Source organism: Chloroflexota bacterium (assembly GCA_013152435.1).
Taxonomy (GTDB): Bacteria; Chloroflexota; Anaerolineae; order DUEN01; family DUEN01; genus DUEN01.
In genome coordinates, this window is sequence record JAADGJ010000090.1 from 1 (window position 1) to 21,309 (window position 21,309).

Here is a 21,309-nt window from a genome sequence, read left to right on the forward strand (position 1 = left end):
TTTGATAAGCAAGGGGTCGAGATGATGACGACGTGGAGAGAATGGGTTGTCTCGAACCCTTCTGTGATGATGGGCAGGCCGGGTAATCGTCGGGTCATTGCAGAGCTACCAACACGCGAGAAAGCGGGTACGATGAAGGAAAGAGACGAAGTCGCAGAGGCGAACGAGCGTCACTGGGAGCGAATGGTGCGGGAGGGGTGCGGGTTCACCATCCCCTGGCTGGACCTGGATCCCGATGTGGTGCGGGCGTTCGCTGAGGGCAGGATAGACTCCGCGCCGGGGCCGCTGGAGGAGATGACGCCCCGCGGCATCCTCGCCGGCGTCGAGGGCAGGGACGTGCTCTGCCTGGCGTGCGGTGGTGGGCAGCAGTCGGCCGTGTTCGCCTTGCTCGGCGCGCGGGTGACCGTGGTCGATCTGGCTCAGGGGCAGCTTGAGGGGGACCGGAGGGCGGCGGCGCATTACGGCGTCGAGATCCGGACGATCCACGCGGACATGCGGGATCTCTCCATGCTGGACGACGAATCCTTCGATCTCGTGTACGGGACGGCCATCTGCTACGTCCCCGATGCCCGGCAGGTGTACGCGGAGGTCGCCCGGGTGCTGAGGCCGGGCGGGTTGTATCGCGTGGATTGGAGGCAGCCGGCGCTCCACTTCGTGGCGTGGGATGGGGGTGGCTACCGGATCACGAAGCCCTACTCCGAAAGGGTTGACCCGCGAGAGGACGGTGCGATCGAGTTCCGGCACTACATGGACGACATCTTTAACGGGCTCGTCGAGGTCGGGCTGTCGATCCGACATGTGGAGGACGTCTCCCGGGCGGTTCCGCCCGATCCGCAGGCCCCCGCCGGGAGCTGGGACCACGAGCGGGCCTACGTCGGCGGGGAATTCGTCATCGTCGCACGGAAGGAACGGCCAATCCCACGGTGAGAACACCTGTCGCGTGTCGTTGACGCTTATCTTGATCAATGGTATACTCCCACACAGTCATGCAGCTGTGTCTGCCAGGGCTTGAGGTTGATGATGCGATCCCGGTGGGTGGCGGCAGTGTTCATATGGGATGTCAGGGGGCCCTTGCCTACCCGGCAGCCTGAGCTAGCGCTCGGGCCCGAGTAGGTCGCCCTGGCCGGGTATTCGCGCAGGAGAACACGCGCTAGCTCTCTCGCTTCGGATGGAGGGCTAGCGTTTTGTTTCGTCCGTGATGTCAGGGAAATAGCCCGGTCGGATATCGGGGATAGCAGGGCAATGGCGCCCACGATGTGAGCGAGATGCGTATTTTAACCATTAGCGATCGAGTTGTGCCGATTTTGTACAGCCCCCATATCCTGACTCGACTTGGGAAGATCGACCTGGTGCTGAGCTGTGGAGATCTCCCCTTCTACTATCTCGATTTCGTCTCCAGCATGCTGGGCGCGCCCTGCTACTATGTCTTCGGGAATCATGCCCAGGGGTTGGAGCTGGGGTTGGAGCCCCCCATCCGTCGGTTCGTGGGCGGCGATCTGGACGGCCGCCTGGTCTACGAGCGAGGGATCCTGATCGCCGGGCTGGAGGGAGCGTACCGATACAATCGCAATCCTCGTTTCCAGTACACGGAGCGCGAGATGTGGCTGAAGATCGCTCGCCTGATCCCCAGCCTGCTGGCGGCACGCCTCCGGTACGGTCGATACCTGGACATCCTCATCACCCACGCGCCGCCGCGAGGGATCCACGATGGGCCGGATCGGGCGCATACCGGGTTCGTCTCGTTCCTGACCTTCATGCGTTGGTTCCGGCCGAGGTATCTGATCCACGGCCACAAGCACGTGTACCGCCCTGATGAGCAGACGAGGACGGTCTATCAGGACACCGTCGTCATCAACACCTATGGGTTCCGCGTCCTGGAGATCGAGGAACACGAGGGACGCCGGGCACGGCCGCGTCGATCATCCGTGTTGCGTGCCTGATGGGCCGTAAGTTCATACCGGGCTATCGCTCACAACATAGCGAGGGAAGATGACAGGGAAGATCGTGTCGATATTCGGCAGCGCGAGGACGCCGGAGGGGACGGCGGCCTGGCAGCAGGCATATGAGCTGGGGCGGCGCCTGGCTCGGGCGGGTTGGATCGTCGCCAACGGCGGATACGACGGCACGATGGCGGCCGTCAGCCGGGGAGCCCGGGAGGCGGGCGGACACGTCATCGGCGTCACCTGCGCCGCCTTCGACCCGCTTCCGCCCAACCCGTGGTTGAGCGAGGAGCGCAGGATGCCCACGCTGATCGCCCGCCTGGAGGCGATCACGTCGCTGGGGGACGCCTTCATCGCGCTGCCGGGCGGCATCGGCACCCTGACCGAGGTGACGCTGGTGTGGAGCCTGCTCCAGACGGGCAGCCTGTCCCCGCGGCCCTTCGTCCTGATCGGCTCGCCATGGGCCGGGCTGGTGGACGCGTTCAAGCGCCACACGGAGATGGGCGATTCCATCCTGGCGCTGGCCCGGCTGGCCGCCGATGTGGACGAGGCGGTGGCGTTTCTGGGATGAGGGCAGGGGCGAGTCTCAGCCTTGCCCTATTGACATCAGGTTAGGCGATACGAAAGCATGTTTCTGCATCCCTGGGGTGGCTCGGAGGAGCTGTCGTCCCTCCGAGGAAACCTATTTTCAGCCCTCCATCTGCCCCGTGGGGCCGCGGGTCATCGGCCGAAGCCCCAACCACGAAGGTGAAAGGCGGGGAAAAGGGGCTTTGGGCAGACGGATGGTGTTGAGGATGATCTCCATTATTGGCACTTCATACCGATGTGCTCGTCCAGAACTCATGTGCCGGAGGAAAGGAATCCATGGCTGAGAAGATCACACCGAGGAGTCAGGACTTCGCTCGCTGGTATACGGATGTGGTGCAGCGGGCGGACATGGCCGACTACGCTCCCGTGCGGGGGTGCATGGTCATCAAACCGTACGGCTACGCGCTTTGGGAGAACATCCAGAGCGCGCTGGATCGCCGGTTCAAGGCAACGGGACACGTCAACGCCTACTTCCCCCTCTTCATCCCCATGAGCTTCCTGCAGAAGGAAGCCGAGCACGTCGAGGGATTCTCGCCCGAGCTGGCGGTGGTCACCCATGGCGGCGGCGAGGAACTGGAGGAGCCGCTGGCCGTCCGCCCCACCTCGGAGACCATCATCGGGCACATGTACGCGCAGTGGATCCGGTCCTACCGAGACCTGCCCGTCCTCATCAACCAGTGGGCGAACGTCGTGCGATGGGAGAAGCGCACCCGCCTCTTCCTGCGTACGACGGAGTTCCTCTGGCAGGAGGGGCACACGGCCCATGCCACCGAAGAGGAGGCGATGGAGGAGACGCTGCGCATCCTGGACCTGTACACCGACTTCGCCGTGAACGAGGCGGCCGTCCCGGTCATCCCCGGCCAGAAGAGCGAGCGGGAGAAGTTCGCCGGCGCGGTGGCGAGCTACACCATCGAGGCGATGATGGGGAACGGCTGGGCGCTTCAGGCGGGCACCAGCCACTTCCTGGGACAGAATTTCGCTCGCGCGTTCGACATCAAATTCCTGGACCAGAACAACGAGCTGCAGTACGTGTGGACCACCAGCTGGGGGCTGAGCACGCGCTTCATCGGCGGGATCATCATGGTGCACGGGGACGACCAGGGGCTTATCCTGCCGCCGCGTCTGGCCCCCTATCAGGTGGTGATCGTCCCCATCTGGAGGAACGACGAGGAGCGTGCCACGGTGCTGGAGGCCGGGCAGAAGATCGCAGCCGAGCTCCTGGATGCCGACGTGCGGGTCCGGTTCGACGACCGAGATAATGTGTCGCCTGGCTTCAAGTTCAACGACTGGGAGATGCGCGGCGTGCCGTTGCGCATCGAGATCGGTCCCCGGGACGTGGAGCAGCGGCAGGTCGTGTTCGCCCGGCGCGATGTCCCGGGGCGGGAGGGGAAGCGGGTCGTCTCCCAGGACGGGCTGGTCGCCCAGGTCCAGGCGATGTTGGAGGCCATCCAGGCCACCCTGCTGGAGCGGGCCATCCGCTTCCGGGACGAGAACACCCATCGGGCCGAGAGCTACGGGGAGTTCAAGGAGATCCTGAAGACGCAGGGCGGGTTCATCCGGGTACACTGGGCCGGGACCAGCGAGGACGAGGATCGCATCAAGGAGGAGACCAAGGCGACGATCCGCTGCTTCCCGCTGGACGCGCCGGAGGGCCGGGGACGTTGCTTCTACACCGGACAGGAGACGGACCGCATCGCCATCTTCGCCCGGGCCTATTGATGTGAGCAAGGGGAGCGCCTCTCGCTCCGGAGGGGGCATGCCGCCACCCAACGTCCTCCTCATCACGTGCGATCAGCTCCGCAAGGACGCGTTGGGCTGCTACGGGAACGATGTGATCCGGACGCCGCACATCGACCGGCTGGCCGAACGCGGCGTCCGGTTCGATCAGGTGTTCACCGCCAGCCCGGTGTGCGCGCCCAACCGTGGGAGCATCGCCACGGGACGATTCCCATCCGTCCACGGCCTGCGGCGCAACGGATGCGTGCTGCCGAAGGGCGAGCTGACCCTGATGGAGGTGCTACGGCGGCGGGGATACGCGACCTACGGCGTGGGCAAGATGCACTTCGGCCCCCAGTGGCGCTGGATCGAGGACAGGCCCGGTGCTACCGGGGACTTCGACGAGCGCTGGGCGGTCAATCCCCAGCCGCTGCCATGGGAGTTCCCCTTCTACGGCTTCCAGCAGGGGATGTTCACCGAGGATCATCGCGTGGGCCCCTACGCCGACTACCTGAGGGCGCACGGCCTCGATCCCTGGGCTGATCCGCACAGCTTCTCCTATCCCCAACACATCACCGCCCCATCGGTCTATCCCGAGGAGCATCACCAGACGGTATGGGTCGCCGATCGATCCATCGAATACCTGCGGAGCCATCCGGCGGATCGCCCGTTCTTCCTGTGGACCTCGTTCGTCCACCCACACCACCCGTTCACGCCGCCGGTGCCCTACGACACCCTGTACGATCCGACCGAGATGCCGCTGCCGGTCTGGGACCCGGGTGAGGTGGACGGCTGGCCGGAGGCCTACCGGCGGAAGTACCTGGCACGCCAGGGCTCCCACGAGGCGATCGGCATGTGCGACCTGACGGACGCCGACTGGCGGCGGATCAAAGCCTACTACTACGGCATGATCAGCCTCATTGACAAGCAGATCGGCCGGCTGATGGATGAGCTGGACCGGCGCGGCCTATTGGATCGCACCATCGTCGTCTTCACCTCAGACCACGGCGAGATGCTCGGCGATCACCACCTGCTCTTCAAGGGCACGCACTACGACTGCGTGACGAACGTGCCTCTGATCATCGCCCGGCCGGGGGATCCGCAGGGCGGCCAGGCACGCCACGGCATCGCACAGTCCGTCGACATCATGCCCACGATCCTCGAGCTCACGGGCACGGACGTTCCCGAGGGGGTGCAGGGGAAGTCGCTGGTGCCCATGCTGGCCGACGGGAAAGTGGAGCTGTACCGGGAAGCCTTCATCGAGGACCCGGAGATGAGACGCACGGTGCGCACGCCCACGGCGCGACTCACCTGGCACGGAGAGGGGCAACGCGGCGAGCTGTACGACCTGACGCGCGATCCGCATTGCCTGCGTAACCTGTGGGATAGACCGGAAGCCGCTGATTTGCAGCGCCAGCTCATGGACCGCCTGGTGGCCCGTATGGCCGAGAACGTCGACCCTCTGCCGCCGCAGGTTGGCCTGTGCTGACGCACCCACTCGCAGGAGGCCTACCATGAACATCATCCTGCTCATCTCCGACACGTTTCGCTACGACAACCTGTTCGATCGGGCGGCCATGCCCGTGCGCACGCCCGAGCTGGACCGCTTCGCGGAGCGGGCCGTCAGCCTGTCACGCCTGTACACGGGCAGCTTCCCCACCATCCCTCATCGGACGGACCTGACCACCGGCCGATATGGCTGGCCCTGGTACCCCTGGCAGGACCGGCGGGAGAGCAGCCCGAATCACATCCCCGAGATCCTCCGCCAGACAGGCTACGTCTCCCAGCTCCTCTGCGACTGCCCGCATCTCTTCCGCAGCAGCTTCAACGTGGGCTTTGACGGGGCCCACGTGTTGCGTGGCCAGGAGGGCGACACCTACTTCCTGCGGATGAACCACCCCATCGAGCACGTCATGCCGCCGGAGAAAACGCGCTACGGGCGGCATTTCCAGGGACGCAACCTGGTCGACCTGGCCCGCTGGACGAACCGGTACTGGTATCGGGAGATCGATCGCTTCCCGCCGCGTACGGCGGAGCTGGCGGTGGAATGGCTGGAGGAGAACTATCGGTTCCATCCCTTCTTCCTGTGGGTCGACTTCTTCGATCCCCACGAACCATGGGATCCGCCGGAGTACATGGTGAAGCGCTATGATCCGGATTACGAGGGCGTGCCCATGCTCCACCCCAACTACGGGAAGGCCAGCGATCTGACCCCAGAGGAACTGAGGAATCTGCGCGCCCATTACTGCGCCGAGGCGGAGCTGGTCGATCGCTGGGTCGGCCGCGTGCTCCAGAAGATCGACGACCTGGGGCTGTGGGACAATTCAATCGTGATCTTCACCACCGATCACGGCATCAGCCTGGGCGAGCATAATCGGACGGGCAAGTCGAACATCAACCCCGGCGATGAACGATACTGGCCCCTTTACCCGGAGATCGCCCATATCCCCTTCCTGATCGCCGCGCCGGGGCTCGAGGGGGGCCGAACCGTCGACGCGCTGCTGCAGCCCGCCGACATCCTGCCCACGCTGCTGGATCTGGCAGGCGTCGACGCAACGCCCCCGCAGCCGTTCCACGGACGATCCTTCGCCCCCAAGCTGCGTGGGGAGCCTCAGCCCCCATTGCACGAGTACGTGATCTCAGCCTCGTTCCTCCGGCTTGTGGATGGGAGCATCCCCGCCGAATGGGTGACGCCGGCCGTGTACACGGAGAAATGGGCCTACGTCCCGGTCGGGGCGGACGGCGAACGCGAGCTATACGACCTCCAGGCCGACCCGTACGCTGAGGCGAACGTCATCTCCGAACACCCGGACGTCGCCGACGACCTGCACGGCAAGTTGCTCGCTTGGCTGCGGGAGGTCGAGGCCCCTGAGGAGGCCATCGCCGTTTTCCAGCCTTAGCGGCCTCCCCAGGGTAGGCGAGGGCATTGCCCTCGCCTACCCCTTTCCAAAAGGTGGCGGCACGGCATGCCGTGTCCGCTACCGCGAGCGTATATCCAAAGGGCACAAAGGGTTCTCCGTCCTGGGCAGCCATGTCCGCCACAGGACGCGAAAAGGACGCCCGACCGGGCGTCCTTTTTCTTTCGAGAGGGAAAGCAAGGGCAAACGGCGTTCGCCCTATCCCTGTTATCGTGGAGGCAGCCCCGGCGTCGGCGTGGGCGGCACTTTGTCGGGCGACCAGTAGCGTTCGATGTTCAGAGCGGCCTTCTGCTCGTCGAGCAATTTCCGATATGCCTCTGACTTCCTCCGCTCCAGCTCGAATGGGTCGACCGGGCGCGCCGGGTCCTTCTCCATTACCTGGATGATGTGGTAGCCGAAGGGGGTCTTCACGGGATCGCTGATCTGGCCAGGCTCCAGGGAGAAGGCCGCCTCCTCGAACTCGGGCACCATGCGGCCCCGCCCGAACCAGCCCAGATCGCCACCGGAGGCTTTGCTGCCCGGATCATCGGAGTACTCCTCCGCCAGCTTGGCGAAATCCTCTCCGGCGCGCAGGCGCTCGACCAGCTCCTGGGCCAGCGCCAGTGCCTCCTCTTCCGTGCGCGGCGCCAGTGTCGGCGTGGGCGTTGGGGTGGGCTCGGTCGGCGTCGGAGTGGGCGTTGGCGCCTCCGCCCCTTCCGGTAGCGGTGTTGGAGTGTACGTCGGCGTCGGCGTGGGAGCGGGCGTGCGAATGGCGATCAGGATATGCCGCGCTCGCACCTGCTCCTCGGTCGTGGGCACGTCTTTCCCGACCAGCTCCCGGAGCTTCTCCTCCAGCAGGCGCGCCTCGATCACCCGGCGGTATTCATCCAGGGACATATCGGCGATCTGCGCCAGGGTGGTCTCCATCTCCTGCAGGCCGGCCTGATACTCCGCGTCCGTCAGGATATGAACGGTCGGTGTGGGCGTCGGGGAGGGGGTCGGCGTGGGCTCGCCGCCCTCGCCCTGCTCGGGGTTGGGCGTCGGCGTGGGCGTCGGGGTCCAGGACTCGGCGGTCGCCGTCGCCTCGATCGCCGCCTGTGCGGTGGCCGTGGCCTCCGGCTCCGTGACCGCGCCGCGCCCGCGCGCCACCTGGGAACGCAGCTCCGCCTCTATCTCCTCCGGCGAGACGGTGATGCCGCGCTCGGCGGCGATCTTCCGGATGACCTCTTCGTCGATCATCTGGTCCAGGATCTGCTGACTGAGCGTCTCCTGGTTGGCCAGGAGCCCCTGGATCTGATTGATCTGGCTGGCGAAGATGGAGGGCTGGTCCCCGGAGGAGAACTGGGCATCCAACATCCGATACTGCTCGAGTTGCTTCTCCAGGTTATAGCGTTGCAACCGTACCCGGTGTTGGAAGTCCCGGGTTCGAATGGTGGTGCCGTCCACCCGTGCGATAGGCGAGTTCGGTTTGCGAACGAACTCGTCCACCAACCCCGCGATGATCACCAGCAGCACCAGTGCGATTACCGCCCCGGTGAAGATCATCACGCGTCGCGATTGCTCTCGATGCCGGCGACCGATCGCGACCTGTTTACGGGTTGGTTCCGTGGATTGCTTTCTGCGCTTTTTCGCCATGCCGCTCGCGACCCTCCCTGTATTCGGCCTCCCAAAAAGCCGGAATGACTTTTCCTGCAACGATAAAAGGCATAGGATGAGCCCATCCTATGCCTTTCCATCGCGATCCTACGAGCCCCGCGCCATTGCCAACGAATCCAACGTCCGACTCAACCTTGCCGTTTCGCCACCGTGCGGATATGTTCCCATGTGAAAGGCAACAGGGCCAGGAAGCGAGCTCGCTTGATCGCCACCGCCAGAGCTCGCTGATGCTTGGAGCACAGCCCGGTCTTCCGGCGCGGCCAGATCTGACCACGCTCACTGAGATAACGGCTCAGGACCTCGGGCCGCTTATAGTCGATATAGGAGACGTGCTCCGCGCAGAAGGCGCACACTCGCCTTCGACGTCCATAGCGCCTTCGCGGGCGCGCCGTACGCATGCCAGAGCCCGACCTGGATGGGGCGGACCTCTGCGGCCGGGGCGTTGTCGTCTGTGCCCGGGCCGGTTGTGTTCCCTCTTGACGCTCTTCGCGTCCCTCAACGTCAGCCAACGTTATCCTCCCTCACGAATCCACGATCTTCTCGCGTCTCTGTCGATCAGGTACCTGCTTCCGGGGTGCCTGCATCGTCCCCAAGATCCGCATCCGGTGCCCGGCTGTCCAACATGATCATCTCGTTGGCGACCAGTTCGGTCCGGTAGTGCTTCTGTCCCTGCTCGTCATCCCAGCAGCGCGTCTGGAGATGCCCCTCTACATACACTCGGGAGCCCTTGCGCAGGTATTGATTGCAGATCTCGGCCAGATTTCCCCAGGCTACTACGTTGAACCACTCCGTAGCGTCTCGCCGTTCGCCATCGGCAGTGACCCAGCTCCGGCTGGTCGCCACGCTGAACGAGGTAACCGGCTTCCCGCTGGGCGTGTATCGCATCTCCGGATCCCGCCCCAGGTTGCCTATGATGATGACCTTGTTCAGTCCTCGTGCCATATTCACCACTCCGTTCTCTCTATAGCCGCCGATAGGCGACCCACGCGTGCCTCCGGCCCTCAAGCCCCTGGGCGAACGATGAGGTGGCGCATGACATCTTCGCTGAGCCGCAGATTGCGCTCCAACTCGGCTACCGCCTCGGGAGCCATCCGCAGCCGCTGGACAACGTAATAGCCCTCCAATTGCTTCTGGATGGGGTAAGCCAGGCGCCTACGTCCCCAGGGCTCGGTCTCGATCACCTCGCCCCCGCTGGAGACGATCCAATTGGTCACCTGCTCAATCGCAGAGGCCACGCCCTCCTCATCCAGGCGTGGGTGGAGGATGAAAACCATCTCATAGTCTCTCACGCTCGCCAACTAGCCTCCTTTCCTCGGGTTAGCCCCCGGTCAAGCACGTCCGAGCGGACATGCGGCCAGGAGCAGAAAGAACGAGGGCACACGGGGCCGATTCCTCCCCATCCCTCGTCGCGAGCGAGAGGAATATAGCACAAAGTCCCCAGACGAGCAAATCCCCGCCTTCATGGTAGTGTATCCAGTGATGCCAGGCCGAGGGGCGGTTGTCGCTCCGGCGATCGCTGTGTTATACTTGTCCCAGGTGAGGGCCTCATCGCCCTCAGGAGGGTATGCCATCCGCAAGAGCGTACAATGGGCTGCGAGAGAGATCACGCGATGAGGGATGGATTGCGATGTTGTACATGCTCGGTGCCCCAAGGAGGAGGAAAGCGATGAAGCCGATCTCGGTCATGTGGTCGGAGGGAGTGACGGAGGAGGAAGCAGCTCAGGCCGTGTTCACCCTGCACCAGATCGTCAATTCGCTCTTCCGGGTCGGCAAGCGAAAGCGCATCTCTCCCCTGATGCCCACGATCAGGCCGTTTGGGACCTGGGTGATCCCCGCCGTCCCTCGCGGCGCAGCTTACTGGGGCACGCAGTGGTACGTGGACCGCTCGCTGGACCCCGAGTTGAAGCGGGTGCGTGGCCCCGACTTCCTGCGCCTGGTGGAGCTGGAACCCTGGCAGATCCAGGACCCTCATTTCGATCTGGCGATCCTGGATTTGGAGCTCATCGCCGACCCCGATGACGCCCCGGAGATGTCATCTCTGGGGCTGACCCTGCCCGGCACGGCCACCGTGATCTCCGTGGCGCCGCTGCGGGAGATCGCCGATCCGGAGCAGCGGTTGATGGCGTTGCGACGCCTGGTGGCCCACCATCTCGGGCATCTGGCTCGGGTGCCGCGCCCGGGCCGCACGGAGAACGTGGATCTCACAGGCCCCGAGCCCCATTGCACCGCGGTATGCGCCATGCGTCACGCCAACGACGTATTCGAGCTGTTGCACTACGCACAGGAGGAGAAGAGGGCTGGCGTGACGTATTGCCCGGCCTGCGAGCACGATCTGCGCGTGCAACTGGCCAGCGCTCAATTCAGCCTGAACTGAACGAGCCGTCGCATCGACGGCGGATTCCGCATCGAATACAAAAGCCCGGCGCAGAGAGATGCCGGGCTTTTTGTTTCCCTCGGCTGGTTGATCAGGGCGCTTCCGTTCGATCTGACTCCAGGAGGCGCTGGAGCTGCCGCCCATCGGATGGCTGTTTCCGCTCCACCAGACGCTCCAGGGGGACCTCCAGCCGCACCAGCGTGCCGGTGTCGTGTGAGGGGCGTGGCGAGGAGATCACCAGACGGGCTCCCAGGACCTCCGCCCCCTCCCGCATGCTCAGCAGCCCCAGGCTGCCCCGCTCCTCGTAGTTCTTCTCCACAGACCGCACGTCGAAGCCGATTCCGTCGTCCTCCACCTCTACGATCAGGCGTTGCGCCTCCTCGTCCAGCGCCACGCGCAGCCAGCAGCGGCTGGCCTGGGCGTGTTTCCGCACGTTGTTCACCGCCTCCTGGATGACGGCAAATACGGCCTCCGCCGCCCGGGGGACCAGATGCGGCAGGGATTCCGGGAGATCCAGGGACAGCTCAAATCGGATCGTGTCCTGCAGCTGGTTTGCATAGAAGCGCAATGCGGCCAACAGCCCGCGCGTCTGCAAGATGACCGGACGCAGCTCGAACAGCTTCTGGCGCAGCTCCCGGTTGGCCGAGCGGGCCAGATTGAAGAGGTACTCCAGCTCCTCCTCCAGGCGCTCCGGGTCGGTCTTCGCCAGGCGTCGCGCCGTGTCCAGGCTCATGATCATGGCCCCCAGGGTGGCGGTGGGACCGTCATGCAGATCCTGCGCCAGGGCGTGCCGCTCCTGCTCCTGCACGCGCAGGATGCGCTCCTGCTCGCGTCGCAGGTCCTCGTACAGCCGGGCGTTCTCGATGGCGATGGCCGCCTGTGCCCCCAATGTGCTCAGCCACTCCAGGTCCTGCTGGTTGAACCCCTCGGGTTGCCGTTTGTTCAGCACCTCCAACACGCCGATGATCCGCCCCTTCACCTGGAGGGGAACGCACAGGACGGACCGGGTGTTGTAGCCCGTCATGGCATCGACCAGGGAGTTAAAGCGTTGGTCGGAGGCCGTGTCGTTGCAGATGACGGACGTGCCGTGGGTGGCGACCCATCCGGCGATCCCCTGGGTGATCGGGATGCGCTGTTGGCGGAGCACTCCCCCGGCCGACCCGGTTGGAATCTCGAAGACCAGCTCCTGGGTTTGCTCATCCACCAGCATGAGCGTCGAAGCGTCCGCTTCCAGCACGGAGGCGGCCAGCTCGGTCGTCTCATGCAGGACCTGCGAGAGATCCAGCGTGGAGGTCAGCTTCTGGCCGATGTCGTAGAAGAGGGTGAGGTGCGTCAATCGCTGTTGGATCTCATGGAATCGGCTGCTCAGTGAGGCGATCTGGGCGATCGCCTCCACCAGGGCCGTGCCGAAGCGGATCGTCTCCTCTGAGGGGATGGGCTCGCGCAGCACGAAGGCGAGGCCGCCGATGAGCGTGCTGTCGTTCCACAAGGGGATCGTCTGCAAGCTGTGCCCCTGCACCGAGGAGTCCATCGCGGGCAACGTGGGCGGGGTGGACAGCGATGAGGTGGCCGGTGGCACCCAGGTCTGGGACCGCAGGATCTCCTGCTCCCAGGCCTCGATCAGGGGGCGGATCTCATCCGGGATCTCCCCGCATTCACAGCGGAATTGGGCCGGGGTGCCGTAGAGGAGGAACGCGCCGATCGCGCCGTACACCTCGCATAGCCAGGGCAGGGCCTCCTCCCAAAGCCGCTGATGGCCCTCAAACTGCCCGATGCGAGTCAGCCGGGCGAGGAAGGCGCCATGAGAACGAGCCTCCTCTGAGGTGGGGGAATCTGAGCAAGGAGTACTAGACATGGGTTTCGTCCTTCCTCGCCGGGCAAGCTGGGTACAATCGCCTACAGCCTATTATACTCATCCTCCCAGGATGTCAACCATGCCACCGGCCGGGTCGTGTATCCAATGTAGAGAGAATCTCGCGGGACAGTCCACGACGTCGACTGCGAGCTCCGGGGAGGGGCGCGGAGGGCCCTCCGTTGCCCTCTGCACCAGCCAGTCCCGGCCTCGGCGGAGGTTCAGGCCGGGGCCGGAGGACGGGGGCGGCCTGTCTGCGGGTAGAGGCGGTTCATGAATCGCCTCTACCCCGGGCCTCCCCAGGAAACGAGCGGTGATGACCTTTTCCCACCGGCACGCTTACATGCGGTGTGATCGCCTGCCCCGCCTCGGCCTGATTCGGGTGGATAGGCCGGGAGCGGGATCACTGGACTCGCGGGAATACCAGGATCCGGTGATTGTCGGCGTCGGCCACGTAGACATTGCCCGCCGCATCCACCGCGATGCCATTGGGCAGGGCGAAGGATTGCGCGTCAGATCCGTATTGGCCGAACGTCGCCCGGAAGTTGCCCTCCGTGTCGAACACCAACACCCGGTAGCCCTCGGGGTCCGTGGCGTATACCAGGCCGGCGGACGAATCCACGGCGAGATAGGGCTTGTTGACGATCGACTCGCTCTCCCATCCGTGGATCGGCCACTCCTTTAGGAAGGTGAACGTGGCGTCGAACTTTTGGATGCGGCGATTCCACGTATCCGCTACGTAGAAGTTATCCTGGGCATCCACCGCCAGCCCCACCGGCTCGTCGAAGTATCCCTCGATCACACCGCCGCCGCCGTACTGGGCCAGGAAATTCCCCTGCGGGTCGAACTTCTGCACCCGCTTGTTGCCCGTGTCGGTCACATACACATCCCCATTGGAGTCGATGGCGATGGCGCGCGGCCCCCACATCGCCACCGGCTGGCCAAGCTGTCCGTCCGTGCTGGCGAAGAAGCCCCACTTGGTCAGGAACTTCCCCTCCAGGGTGAACTTCTGGATGCGGTGGTTCCAGGTGTCGGCCACGTAGACGTTGCCATCCCGGTCCACCGCCACGCCCCATGGCTCCTGGAATTGCCCATCGCCCAGCTGGAGCGGCCCGTCGCCGTCCGGGTCCACACAGCCCGGCTGTCCCTCCTCATATAGACGGCACTCCGATCCCCATCCGGTCAGGTAATTTCCCTGGGGATCGAACACCTGGATGCGATGGTTCCCGCTGTCGGCCACCACGATGCGGCCGTCCGGCGCGATGGCGACCCCGCGCGGCGTCTTGAATTGCCCCGCCGCGTTGCCGGGCACCCCCGTGGAACCGATCTGCCGGATGGCGGCCACCTCCCGGAACCCCTTCTCGTAGGGGTCGATCACGGCGGCGGTCTCCACCGGGCCGGCGCCGAAATTCCAGATCTGGGAGGCGATGTCGCGCCGCACGTAGAGGTAGAAATAGTGGACATAAGGCCACGCGTTGAGCGGCGTATCCCACTTCCGATACAGCACGATGTCCTTCAGCTTTTGTCGGCGCTCCGGATCCCGCAGCGCCCCCAGGATCCGTTCCCCGGTCAGCCCTTTATAGTCCTCACGAGGCCACCACACCAGGCGATACTTGTAACGCAGGTACTTTCGCCCCAGGAACGGCTTCGCCTTGTCCTCGTTCTTGCTTCCCACGATCACCACGGGCGCGTCCAGCGCGTCCCGGGTCGGGTTGGCCCCGTAGAAGCGCTTGTTGGGGTACTCTCGCAGGTACCACTCCAGCGGCCAGGTGGAATCATCGTCATAGGCCACGACGATCTGCTTGTCTCCTACCGTCCGTCGGGAGATCATCTCGATCTCGTTCATCACGAACTTGACGTCCGGCGTGCCGTGCGCGTAGACCAGCATCTCGTTGACCAGATCGTAGTTGATGTAGTTGAGCATCCAGGTCACCCGCACGGTCCACAATGTCATCCCGATGAGGAGCACGCCGCCCGCCACCAGCAGGCTCTGTCGACCTCCCAGGCGCTCTACGTAGCCCCACGCCAGATACACCACGATCACCGCGATCACCAGCGCGGCGATCCCTTGCGTGGTCGCGCTCAGCCCCTCGATCGTCTTGTCCTCGAAGGCCTGTCCGGTCATCACCCGGCGCAGGAAGTCGCTCAGGGGGCCCAGCGCAAAGATCAGCACGGGCAGGGCGATGGCCAGGCCGATCCCACCGCGCGAGCGCAGGGCCGGCCAGTCCGCCCTCTTCCACAGCCAGCCCACGAACCAGCCCCCCAGCAACGCCATGGGGAAGGCGAAGTGCACCGCCAGCCAGGGCATCTTCTCGCCCGCCCAGGTGTACGCGGCCCAGGTCAGGACCACCCACCAGATCAGGTAGGGGATCAACGGCACCGACCGTTGGGGCTCATCGGCGGGCTTCTCCCGTCGGCGACGAGCCTCACTGACGGGGCGGCTCTCCTGGTCCGGGCCCGCGCGGCGCCCTCGCCGCACCAGGAAGGCGATCGTCCCGCCTATGCTGAGCAGCAACGGCAGGAACTCGTAGAGAGGGACGATGAGGAAGTAATAGTACCAGGGCTGGCCTCCCCGTTGTACCTCCTGCTGGGCCAGCCAGTACCCCAGGCTCCCGATGATCCCCGTGGCGAACCCCTTGCCGTTGGTGAAGAACGTGGTGAACAACAGCACGAAGATGGCGTAGAACAGGGCGGCTCCTGCCAGCCAGCGTTGGCGTGACCATCCCCATCCGATGGCGACGCTGACCAGAAACATCACCAGCAGGACGCTGCCCGAGCGCGCGATGCCGGTGGAGGAGTAGTCGGTCGGGTTCCACCCCAGTAGCTTGATCAGGAAGGGGCTGAAGAGGGGCAGGGAGAGCGTGACGACCCATACCAGGACGTCCATTTCCGGATAGGCGCGTGCTCGCTTCCCCAGCCCGACGAGCAGGACGTAGATCGCCCCGACGAGCAGCACGACGCCGACGGCGAAGGCGCCGATGAGCGGCGAGATCTGGCCGGGCTCCGCCTTGATCGCCCCGTACAGCCCGCCGACGGTCCCGCCACCGCCGCCCGCGAACAGCAGCACGAAGAGGCTTCGGTAGCCCGGACGCGCCCACTCCTCCCGCAGGAAGTGCCATAGCAGGGATACCACCAGGAAGCCGGCCAGGATGATCACGTAGATGAAGGCCACCTCCTTGATGGCGTAGGTGAAGGAGAGGGCCGCCGCGGTGAGATAGAGCCAGCGCGTCTGCCGGCTCTGCAAATAGCGGAAGACGGCGATGAGTAACACCATCTCCCACAGGGCGATCAGGATGTCGTGGCGGATGTAGCGGGAGTAGTACAGCAGCGCGGGGGAGATGGTCATCATGACCGCAGCCGCCAGCGCTCCGATGCGCCCCAGCCAGGGCCGCAGATACCAGACCAGCGCCACCAGCAGGGTCCCCGCCAGCGCCGTGGACATGCGCGCTGTGGCATCGTTCACGCCAAACAGGAAGTAGAACAGGGCGTTGATGTGGAACAGGAACGGGCCGTGCATCATCGGGTTGTGTTCGTAGCCCCGTCCGTCGTACAAATGCCATGAGTACAGCGCGTGCAGGCTCTCATCGTGGCTCATGGATCGCCAGCCCAGCCCGTAGAAGCGGGCTACCAGGGCCACCACGATCAGGACGACATAAGCCGCCTTCTCCCAGTTCCACTGGAGCAACATCAGCAGCGGGATATCCCATGTTTGGCGTGTCTCTGCCGCGTTCTTCTGCATGTCCATCCTCTGTCAAAAGGCAACGAGTGAATGAGTCAATGAGTCGGCGGGTGACCTTGCACGCTACGCACCACGCACTACGCACCACGCATTACGTACCTCACTCTCCGGGCTGTTCCTCTCGTTCCACCCACAGAATGGCGCGCTGTTGCCCTGCCGGCACCGTGCTCTGGCGCAGCAACAGCCAGCGTACCAGGTCACGCTTTTGTAACTCCATTGGCTCCCATCGCTCGGTCACGACGAATCCCCGGCCGTTGTATTTCTCGCCGGGGGCCAGCTCTTCCATGAGTGGCGTGATCACCACCGGCGCCGCCTCGCCGCGCAGTGGCGCGCCGACGATCTGAACGTCCTTCATCTCGCGCAGGTACCAGCGCAGCACCGGGGCCTGCGGCGTGTCCATGATCTCGATCGGCAGCAGGTGCGCGTCGCCCACCCTGTGCTCGGATAGGCGCTCCAGGTCGGAGCGCACCATCCGCACCTCCACGGAGGTCATCTCGAAGCGCACCGCCGGGCGGCGATTGAGGTCCACGCCGTGCGCGTTGATCCACCCCGCGCTCAGCATCCATAGGATCCCCACGCCCGACAGGAACAGGATCGTCACCTGGGCGGCGGCCCGCCAGTCGGCCCAGAACCCAAAGAAGATCACCAGGGCGACCATCAGTCCCAGCGGCGCCAGCATCGAGGCGGCGTATTCCCCCGTGCCCCACAGGCTGTACCCGGAAACCCATACGTATACGGTCACCGATAGGGCAGCCAGTGCGACGATGATCAGGGTGGCCTCCCATCGGATGTCGCCCAGGTCCACCTGGCGCAGGAAGGCGATCGCCCCCAGGGCTGCCAGCAGTGCCAGCGGCGGGATCGCCATGACCAGATCCTCCGGCTGGCGGCCCGGCGTCAGCGTCGGCCAGAGCACGGCCAATCCCGCCCACAGGGCCAGCGTCTTCGTCAGCCCGTCGCCCCGGCGCACCCCGGACGCGGCCCCATAGAGCCCGAACGCCACCAGCAACGGCTCGTCCAGGGCGAGGCGCAGCAGGGGCCAGTAGATCGGGTAGCCGGCCTCCGGGCGAGCCCAGCGGGCCGCCCACGTGCCCAACACGCCCGCGGCCGCGCCCACGCCGTCCCAGTGGCGCAGCCAGGATGTGGCCCCCAACAGGAACACCAGGCCGCCCAGGAGCAACGCACGCCGGGCGTGTCCCTCCGCCCACCCGGCGCTCCAGACGGCGGTGACGTCGGCTCGCCCCCATAGGACGGCGGCGAGCGCCCAGGCCAGCAGGGCGGTGTAGATGCCCGGCCCGCTGATCAGCCCGAAAGCCAGGGCGACCGTTCCCCAGGGCAGCCAGCGGGCATCCTCTCGTGCGGCCAGCGCCGCCGCAAAGGCGCCCAGCGCCGCCGCAGCCGCCATCACATCGCCGGAGCTGTAGCGGGCGAAATACGTCAGCGTCGGGGAGAGGGCCAGGAATCCGGCCGCCAGCAGCGCGGCCTCTCGCCCGATCCGCCGCCGCAGCGCGTACGGGATCAGGCAGATGAGAAGCCCGGCCAGCATGGGCCAGAGGCGAGCCAGGGCATCGCCGGACTGGGCGAAGAAGAACGTGGCCTCCTGGAGCGTGAATAGCAGCGGGCTCAATCCCCACAGCGTCACGGGCTTGCCCTGGGCGGCCTCCCAGGCTGTCAGCGCCTGGCGTACCTCGCCCGGTCCCAACGGGTACAGGCCCAGCTGAAACGCCCGCCACACGCCGGCGAACAGTACGATCCCGCCGTAGGCCGCACGCTCCAACGTGAGCCATTGGGGGAAGCTCACCTGCTTCGTCATGGGCTGCTCAGCCGCCGTCATCGCGTCGCCTCCACCTGCCCCGGCCGCCGATAGATGCGCACCGAGCCCTCCTCGTAGACCTTCCATAATGTCTGCTCGAACCGGCTGATGGACGCCGGTGTGAGATGGAATTTCTCTCGCTCCAGGTTGCCCACATACAGGTAGTCCACGTCCCAGGAGCGCATCAAATCGACCAGCTCCCGCCCCCTGGCCGAGCGGTAGATGCGCTCAATAGCCTCGGGTCGCCCGGCCGTCACCTCGCCGAAGCGCTCGCCGCGCCACTGCAGCTCGTGGCCATCCCAGCCCAACAGGGTGGGCAGCCCCGTCGCCATGGAGATGCGGTTGTATGGGCTGTACGAGCCGCCCGGCGCCTCCAGCACCACGGGGGCGCCCTCCACGTGGGCTTGTAGCCAGTCGATGGCCGCCGCATCATCCGGCTGGAAGCGTCTCAGAAACGCGATGCCGTCCAACGTCGCCTCGCCTTGGAAGCCGTTAGCCTTACTGTATCCGGCGGCCGCTGTATACACCAGCCCCGCGGCCACCAGCAGCGAGACGAGGGCGATGGATGATAGGCGGAGGACGAATGCGGCGGTCCGTTTTCCGTCGCTCGTCGTTCGTCCTTCGCCGCTTCCGTGTCGAGCGAGGCGCACGACGCCATAAGCTGACGCCAGCGCCATCAGCACCCAGGCCTGGTAGTAGAACTTGAACACGGTGTTCATGCGCACGCCGAAGGTGTCCTTCAGGTATACCCACTCGACCGCAAAGGTCAGCAGGAAGGCCGTGCCGACCATGACCAGCACGTATCCGCTGATGGGGTCTTCGGCCTCCAGCTGGGGCCTCTCCACGCGCGCCCACAGCAACCCCAGCACCCACGCCAGCCCGATCGCCAACAGCAGTGTGGTGCCCGGCGTGCGCAGTCGCACCCCGGCGATCTCCAGCAGCAGTTGTCCCGTCCCCAGGCCGCCTACCTGCTCCTGCACCTCCGGCTGGCTGAGCACCCCCTGTAGGAACAAGCGCCCGCCGGGGGTCATTTGCAGCACCAGCGCGGCCAGGGCGGCCACCACGATGGGCGCTCCCAGCGTCACCGGCAGCCATCCCAGGGCCCGGCGGATCACCTCACGCCAGCCCACCGTCGCGGTGAGCACGGCCAGCAGGCAGGCCAGCGCCCACAGGAAGGTGCCGAACATCAGCCCGAACTGGTGCAGCCGGGTCGGGAAGATCAGGTTGGGCAGGATGCCCCCCGCCTGGGACGAGAACCCGATGTAGAAGGGCAGGTAGAGCAGGACCCCCAACACGCCCAGGACGATGCCCATACGAAGGACATCGACGATGACGGAGGACGATAAACGCTGGGCGGAGGGCGAAAGCCCCTCGCCCGTCGCCTTCTGTCTTTCCTCCGCCGTCCTGCGTCCATAATCGATCGTTCGCCTCAGGCCGAACGCCATCGTGACCAGGAACAGGTAGATGGGGAAATCCCATGTGTTGAGGAATCCCAACGCGCCCAGCGCCAGCGCGTAGAGTAGAACGCCGGCCCATCTCATCGGTATTGCGTATTGCGTGTTGCGTGTTACGTAATACGCAATACGTGTCGTGTATCGCGTGTTGCGTGATGTATGTTGTCTGCTGTGTAGAAGCAGGTTCAGCCCCAGCCCGATGACCAGCAGCACGAAGGGTAACGCCAGAACATGGGGGTGCATGTCCCCCAGCAGGAAGCTGAAGAAGGGAAACTCGTCGATGGGCTGCACGCCGATGCTGCGCCCCAACAGGTCCCGGTCCTGGATGACCCGTGAGGCCCGCCACCACCACCAGGTGTCTGTGGGCAGCCAGCGGCCGGTGGTCGGGGCGGTGTCCAGGTTCTTCACATCCAGCCAACGATACAGCGCCGGGGATCCGATGCCGCGCGTGTGCAGTACCTCGAACAGGCCCTCCAGGTTGCCCAGCAGGGCGACGAACAGCGAGCCCAACAGGGCGGGCGCCAGCCTGCGCTCGGCGGCCCGCCGCCCCGCGTAGAGCAGGCTGTAGGTCACGCTGAAGGCGCCCAAAACTGTAAGCGCGAACCAGGTCGCCAGCCCCAGGTTGAACCCCACCGCTGAGGGCACGCCGGACAGCCGGACGAGCACGGCCAGCATCACATAGCCGAAGTAATAGTAGCTGATCGCATAGCCCGACAGCCAGGGGTCTAGCGGCGGAAAGCGATCACTGCGCAGGATGCCGTTGAGGAAGGTGAACTCCATGGGCTTCTCGGTGCCGGCGATGGCCGGATCGTAGGCCCGGAAGATGGCCCAGGCGACAAAGGCGAACAGGAATAGCCCCTCGCTGAACGCGATCATCCGGCCGTGCCCGCGAACCCATGTCCGGAACGTCTCCCAATTCTGTCCCTCCCGGCTCAACGCCCACCGTGACAGCGCGGCCACGATCAGCAGGCTGGCCAGCACGCCGCCCAGATCGTTGCCCATGAAGCCGAGGCTGGACGTCATCCACAGCGTGTAGCAGACCAGCAACAGGCCGAACGCCTTGCTGAGCCCATAGCCGCGATCGGCCAGGTTGCCACACAGCCGCCAACACAGCGGCCAGGCCACCAGCCCGATGATCTCGATTGCGACGTACCAGCGCAGCAAATCGATCATGGTCGCTCTTTGCGCCTTTACGGATCAATCTTTACGTATTGCGTGTTGCGTATTGCGTATTGCGTGTTGCGTGTTGCGCGTTGCGTGTTGCGTAAGACGTAAATGTCTCT

15 protein-coding genes are annotated in these 21,309 nt (G+C 65.2%); 7 read left to right on the plus strand and 8 right to left on the minus strand.

Annotated elements, in window-relative coordinates:
• Positions 1 to 132: 132 nt before the first annotated feature.
• The 6 genes from GXP39_12905 to GXP39_12930 all read left to right on the plus strand — a co-directional run bounded on the left by GXP39_12905 (position 133) and on the right by GXP39_12930 (position 7,144).
• Positions 133 to 927 (plus strand): class I SAM-dependent methyltransferase, encoded by a 795-nt coding sequence (locus GXP39_12905; protein ID NOZ28934.1) that lies wholly within the window; start codon positions 133 to 135, stop codon positions 925 to 927.
• A 338-nt stretch (positions 928 to 1,265) separates the two neighbouring features.
• Complete coding sequence (locus GXP39_12910) at positions 1,266 to 1,940, plus strand: metallophosphoesterase (protein ID NOZ28935.1); 675 nt, start codon at positions 1,266 to 1,268, stop codon at positions 1,938 to 1,940.
• Between the two features lie 49 nt (positions 1,941 to 1,989).
• Positions 1,990 to 2,511, plus strand: a complete 522-nt coding sequence (locus GXP39_12915) for an LOG family protein (protein ID NOZ28936.1) — start codon at positions 1,990 to 1,992, stop codon at positions 2,509 to 2,511.
• Positions 2,512 to 2,804: 293 nt separating this feature from the next.
• Entirely contained in the window at positions 2,805 to 4,247 is a 1,443-nt protein-coding gene (locus GXP39_12920; protein NOZ28937.1) for a proline--tRNA ligase, read from the plus strand.
• A gap of 37 nt (positions 4,248 to 4,284) precedes the next feature.
• A complete protein-coding gene (locus GXP39_12925) occupies positions 4,285 to 5,733 on the plus strand; it encodes a sulfatase-like hydrolase/transferase (GenBank protein NOZ28938.1) in 1,449 nt (482 codons plus the stop codon).
• 25 nt (positions 5,734 to 5,758) lie between these two features.
• Positions 5,759 to 7,144: a sulfatase-like hydrolase/transferase gene (locus tag GXP39_12930; protein ID NOZ28939.1), complete on the plus strand. Its 1,386-nt coding sequence runs from the start codon at positions 5,759 to 5,761 to the stop codon at positions 7,142 to 7,144.
• 225 nt (positions 7,145 to 7,369) lie between these two features.
• Here the strand turns inward: GXP39_12930 and GXP39_12935 are convergent, their stop codons facing one another.
• The 4 genes from GXP39_12935 to rpsF form a co-directional block, all read right to left on the minus strand.
• Positions 7,370 to 8,776, minus strand: a complete 1,407-nt coding sequence (locus GXP39_12935) for a hypothetical protein (protein NOZ28940.1) — start codon at positions 8,774 to 8,776, stop codon at positions 7,370 to 7,372.
• 149 nt (positions 8,777 to 8,925) lie between these two features.
• Positions 8,926 to 9,195: a 30S ribosomal protein S18 gene (gene rpsR / locus GXP39_12940; protein ID NOZ28941.1), complete on the minus strand. Its 270-nt coding sequence runs from the start codon at positions 9,193 to 9,195 to the stop codon at positions 8,926 to 8,928.
• Between the two features lie 157 nt (positions 9,196 to 9,352).
• Entirely contained in the window at positions 9,353 to 9,739 is a 387-nt protein-coding gene (locus tag GXP39_12945; GenBank protein ID NOZ28942.1) for a single-stranded DNA-binding protein, read from the minus strand.
• 59 nt (positions 9,740 to 9,798) lie between these two features.
• Positions 9,799 to 10,086: a 30S ribosomal protein S6 gene (rpsF, locus tag GXP39_12950; protein ID NOZ28943.1), complete on the minus strand. Its 288-nt coding sequence runs from the start codon at positions 10,084 to 10,086 to the stop codon at positions 9,799 to 9,801.
• Between the two features lie 377 nt (positions 10,087 to 10,463).
• Here rpsF and GXP39_12955 point away from each other — a divergent pair, with 377 nt between their 5' ends.
• Positions 10,464 to 11,171 (plus strand): hypothetical protein, encoded by a 708-nt coding sequence (locus GXP39_12955; protein ID NOZ28944.1) that lies wholly within the window; start codon positions 10,464 to 10,466, stop codon positions 11,169 to 11,171.
• A gap of 91 nt (positions 11,172 to 11,262) precedes the next feature.
• On the opposite strand, the gene GXP39_12960 is transcribed toward GXP39_12955, so the two are convergent.
• The 4 genes from GXP39_12960 to GXP39_12975 all read right to left on the minus strand — a co-directional run bounded on the left by GXP39_12960 (position 11,263) and on the right by GXP39_12975 (position 21,199).
• Positions 11,263 to 13,026 carry a GAF domain-containing sensor histidine kinase gene (locus GXP39_12960; protein ID NOZ28945.1) on the minus strand — a complete coding sequence of 588 codons (1,764 nt, stop codon included), beginning with the start codon at positions 13,024 to 13,026 and terminating at the stop codon, positions 11,263 to 11,265.
• Positions 13,027 to 13,426: 400 nt separating this feature from the next.
• The gene (locus GXP39_12965; protein NOZ28946.1) at positions 13,427 to 16,762 is read right to left on the minus strand and encodes a TIGR03663 family protein; all 3,336 of its coding nucleotides are present in this window, start codon (positions 16,760 to 16,762) and stop codon (positions 13,427 to 13,429) included.
• Between the two features lie 100 nt (positions 16,763 to 16,862).
• Entirely contained in the window at positions 16,863 to 18,593 is a 1,731-nt protein-coding gene (locus tag GXP39_12970; protein NOZ28947.1) for a hypothetical protein, read from the minus strand.
• Positions 18,590 to 21,199, minus strand: coding sequence for a hypothetical protein (locus GXP39_12975; GenBank protein NOZ28948.1), 2,610 nt, complete (start codon positions 21,197 to 21,199; stop codon positions 18,590 to 18,592). The genes GXP39_12970 and GXP39_12975 overlap by 4 nt, the downstream gene beginning before the upstream one ends.
• Positions 21,200 to 21,309: the final 110 nt, after the last annotated feature.

Excerpts from the sequence above, each read along its gene's own strand:
- GXP39_12905 (NOZ28934.1), top strand. The coding sequence starts at position 133 with ATGAAGGAAAGAGACGAAGTCGCAGAGGCGAACGAGCGTCACTGGGAG.
- GXP39_12910 (NOZ28935.1), top strand. The coding sequence starts at position 1,266 with ATGCGTATTTTAACCATTAGCGATCGAGTTGTGCCGATTTTGTACAGC.
- GXP39_12915 (NOZ28936.1), top strand. The coding sequence starts at position 1,990 with ATGACAGGGAAGATCGTGTCGATATTCGGCAGCGCGAGGACGCCGGAG.
- GXP39_12920 (NOZ28937.1), top strand. The coding sequence starts at position 2,805 with ATGGCTGAGAAGATCACACCGAGGAGTCAGGACTTCGCTCGCTGGTAT.
- GXP39_12925 (NOZ28938.1), top strand. The coding sequence starts at position 4,285 with ATGCCGCCACCCAACGTCCTCCTCATCACGTGCGATCAGCTCCGCAAG.
- GXP39_12930 (NOZ28939.1), top strand. The coding sequence starts at position 5,759 with ATGAACATCATCCTGCTCATCTCCGACACGTTTCGCTACGACAACCTG.
- GXP39_12935 (NOZ28940.1), bottom strand. The coding sequence starts at position 8,776 with ATGGCGAAAAAGCGCAGAAAGCAATCCACGGAACCAACCCGTAAACAG.
- rpsR (NOZ28941.1), bottom strand. The coding sequence starts at position 9,195 with ATGCGTACGGCGCGCCCGCGAAGGCGCTATGGACGTCGAAGGCGAGTG.
- GXP39_12945 (NOZ28942.1), bottom strand. The coding sequence starts at position 9,739 with ATGGCACGAGGACTGAACAAGGTCATCATCATAGGCAACCTGGGGCGG.
- GXP39_12955 (NOZ28944.1), top strand. The coding sequence starts at position 10,464 with ATGAAGCCGATCTCGGTCATGTGGTCGGAGGGAGTGACGGAGGAGGAA.
- GXP39_12960 (NOZ28945.1), bottom strand. The coding sequence starts at position 13,026 with ATGTCTAGTACTCCTTGCTCAGATTCCCCCACCTCAGAGGAGGCTCGT.
- GXP39_12965 (NOZ28946.1), bottom strand. The coding sequence starts at position 16,762 with ATGCAGAAGAACGCGGCAGAGACACGCCAAACATGGGATATCCCGCTG.
- GXP39_12970 (NOZ28947.1), bottom strand. The coding sequence starts at position 18,593 with ATGACGGCGGCTGAGCAGCCCATGACGAAGCAGGTGAGCTTCCCCCAA.
- GXP39_12975 (NOZ28948.1), bottom strand. The coding sequence starts at position 21,199 with ATGATCGATTTGCTGCGCTGGTACGTCGCAATCGAGATCATCGGGCTG.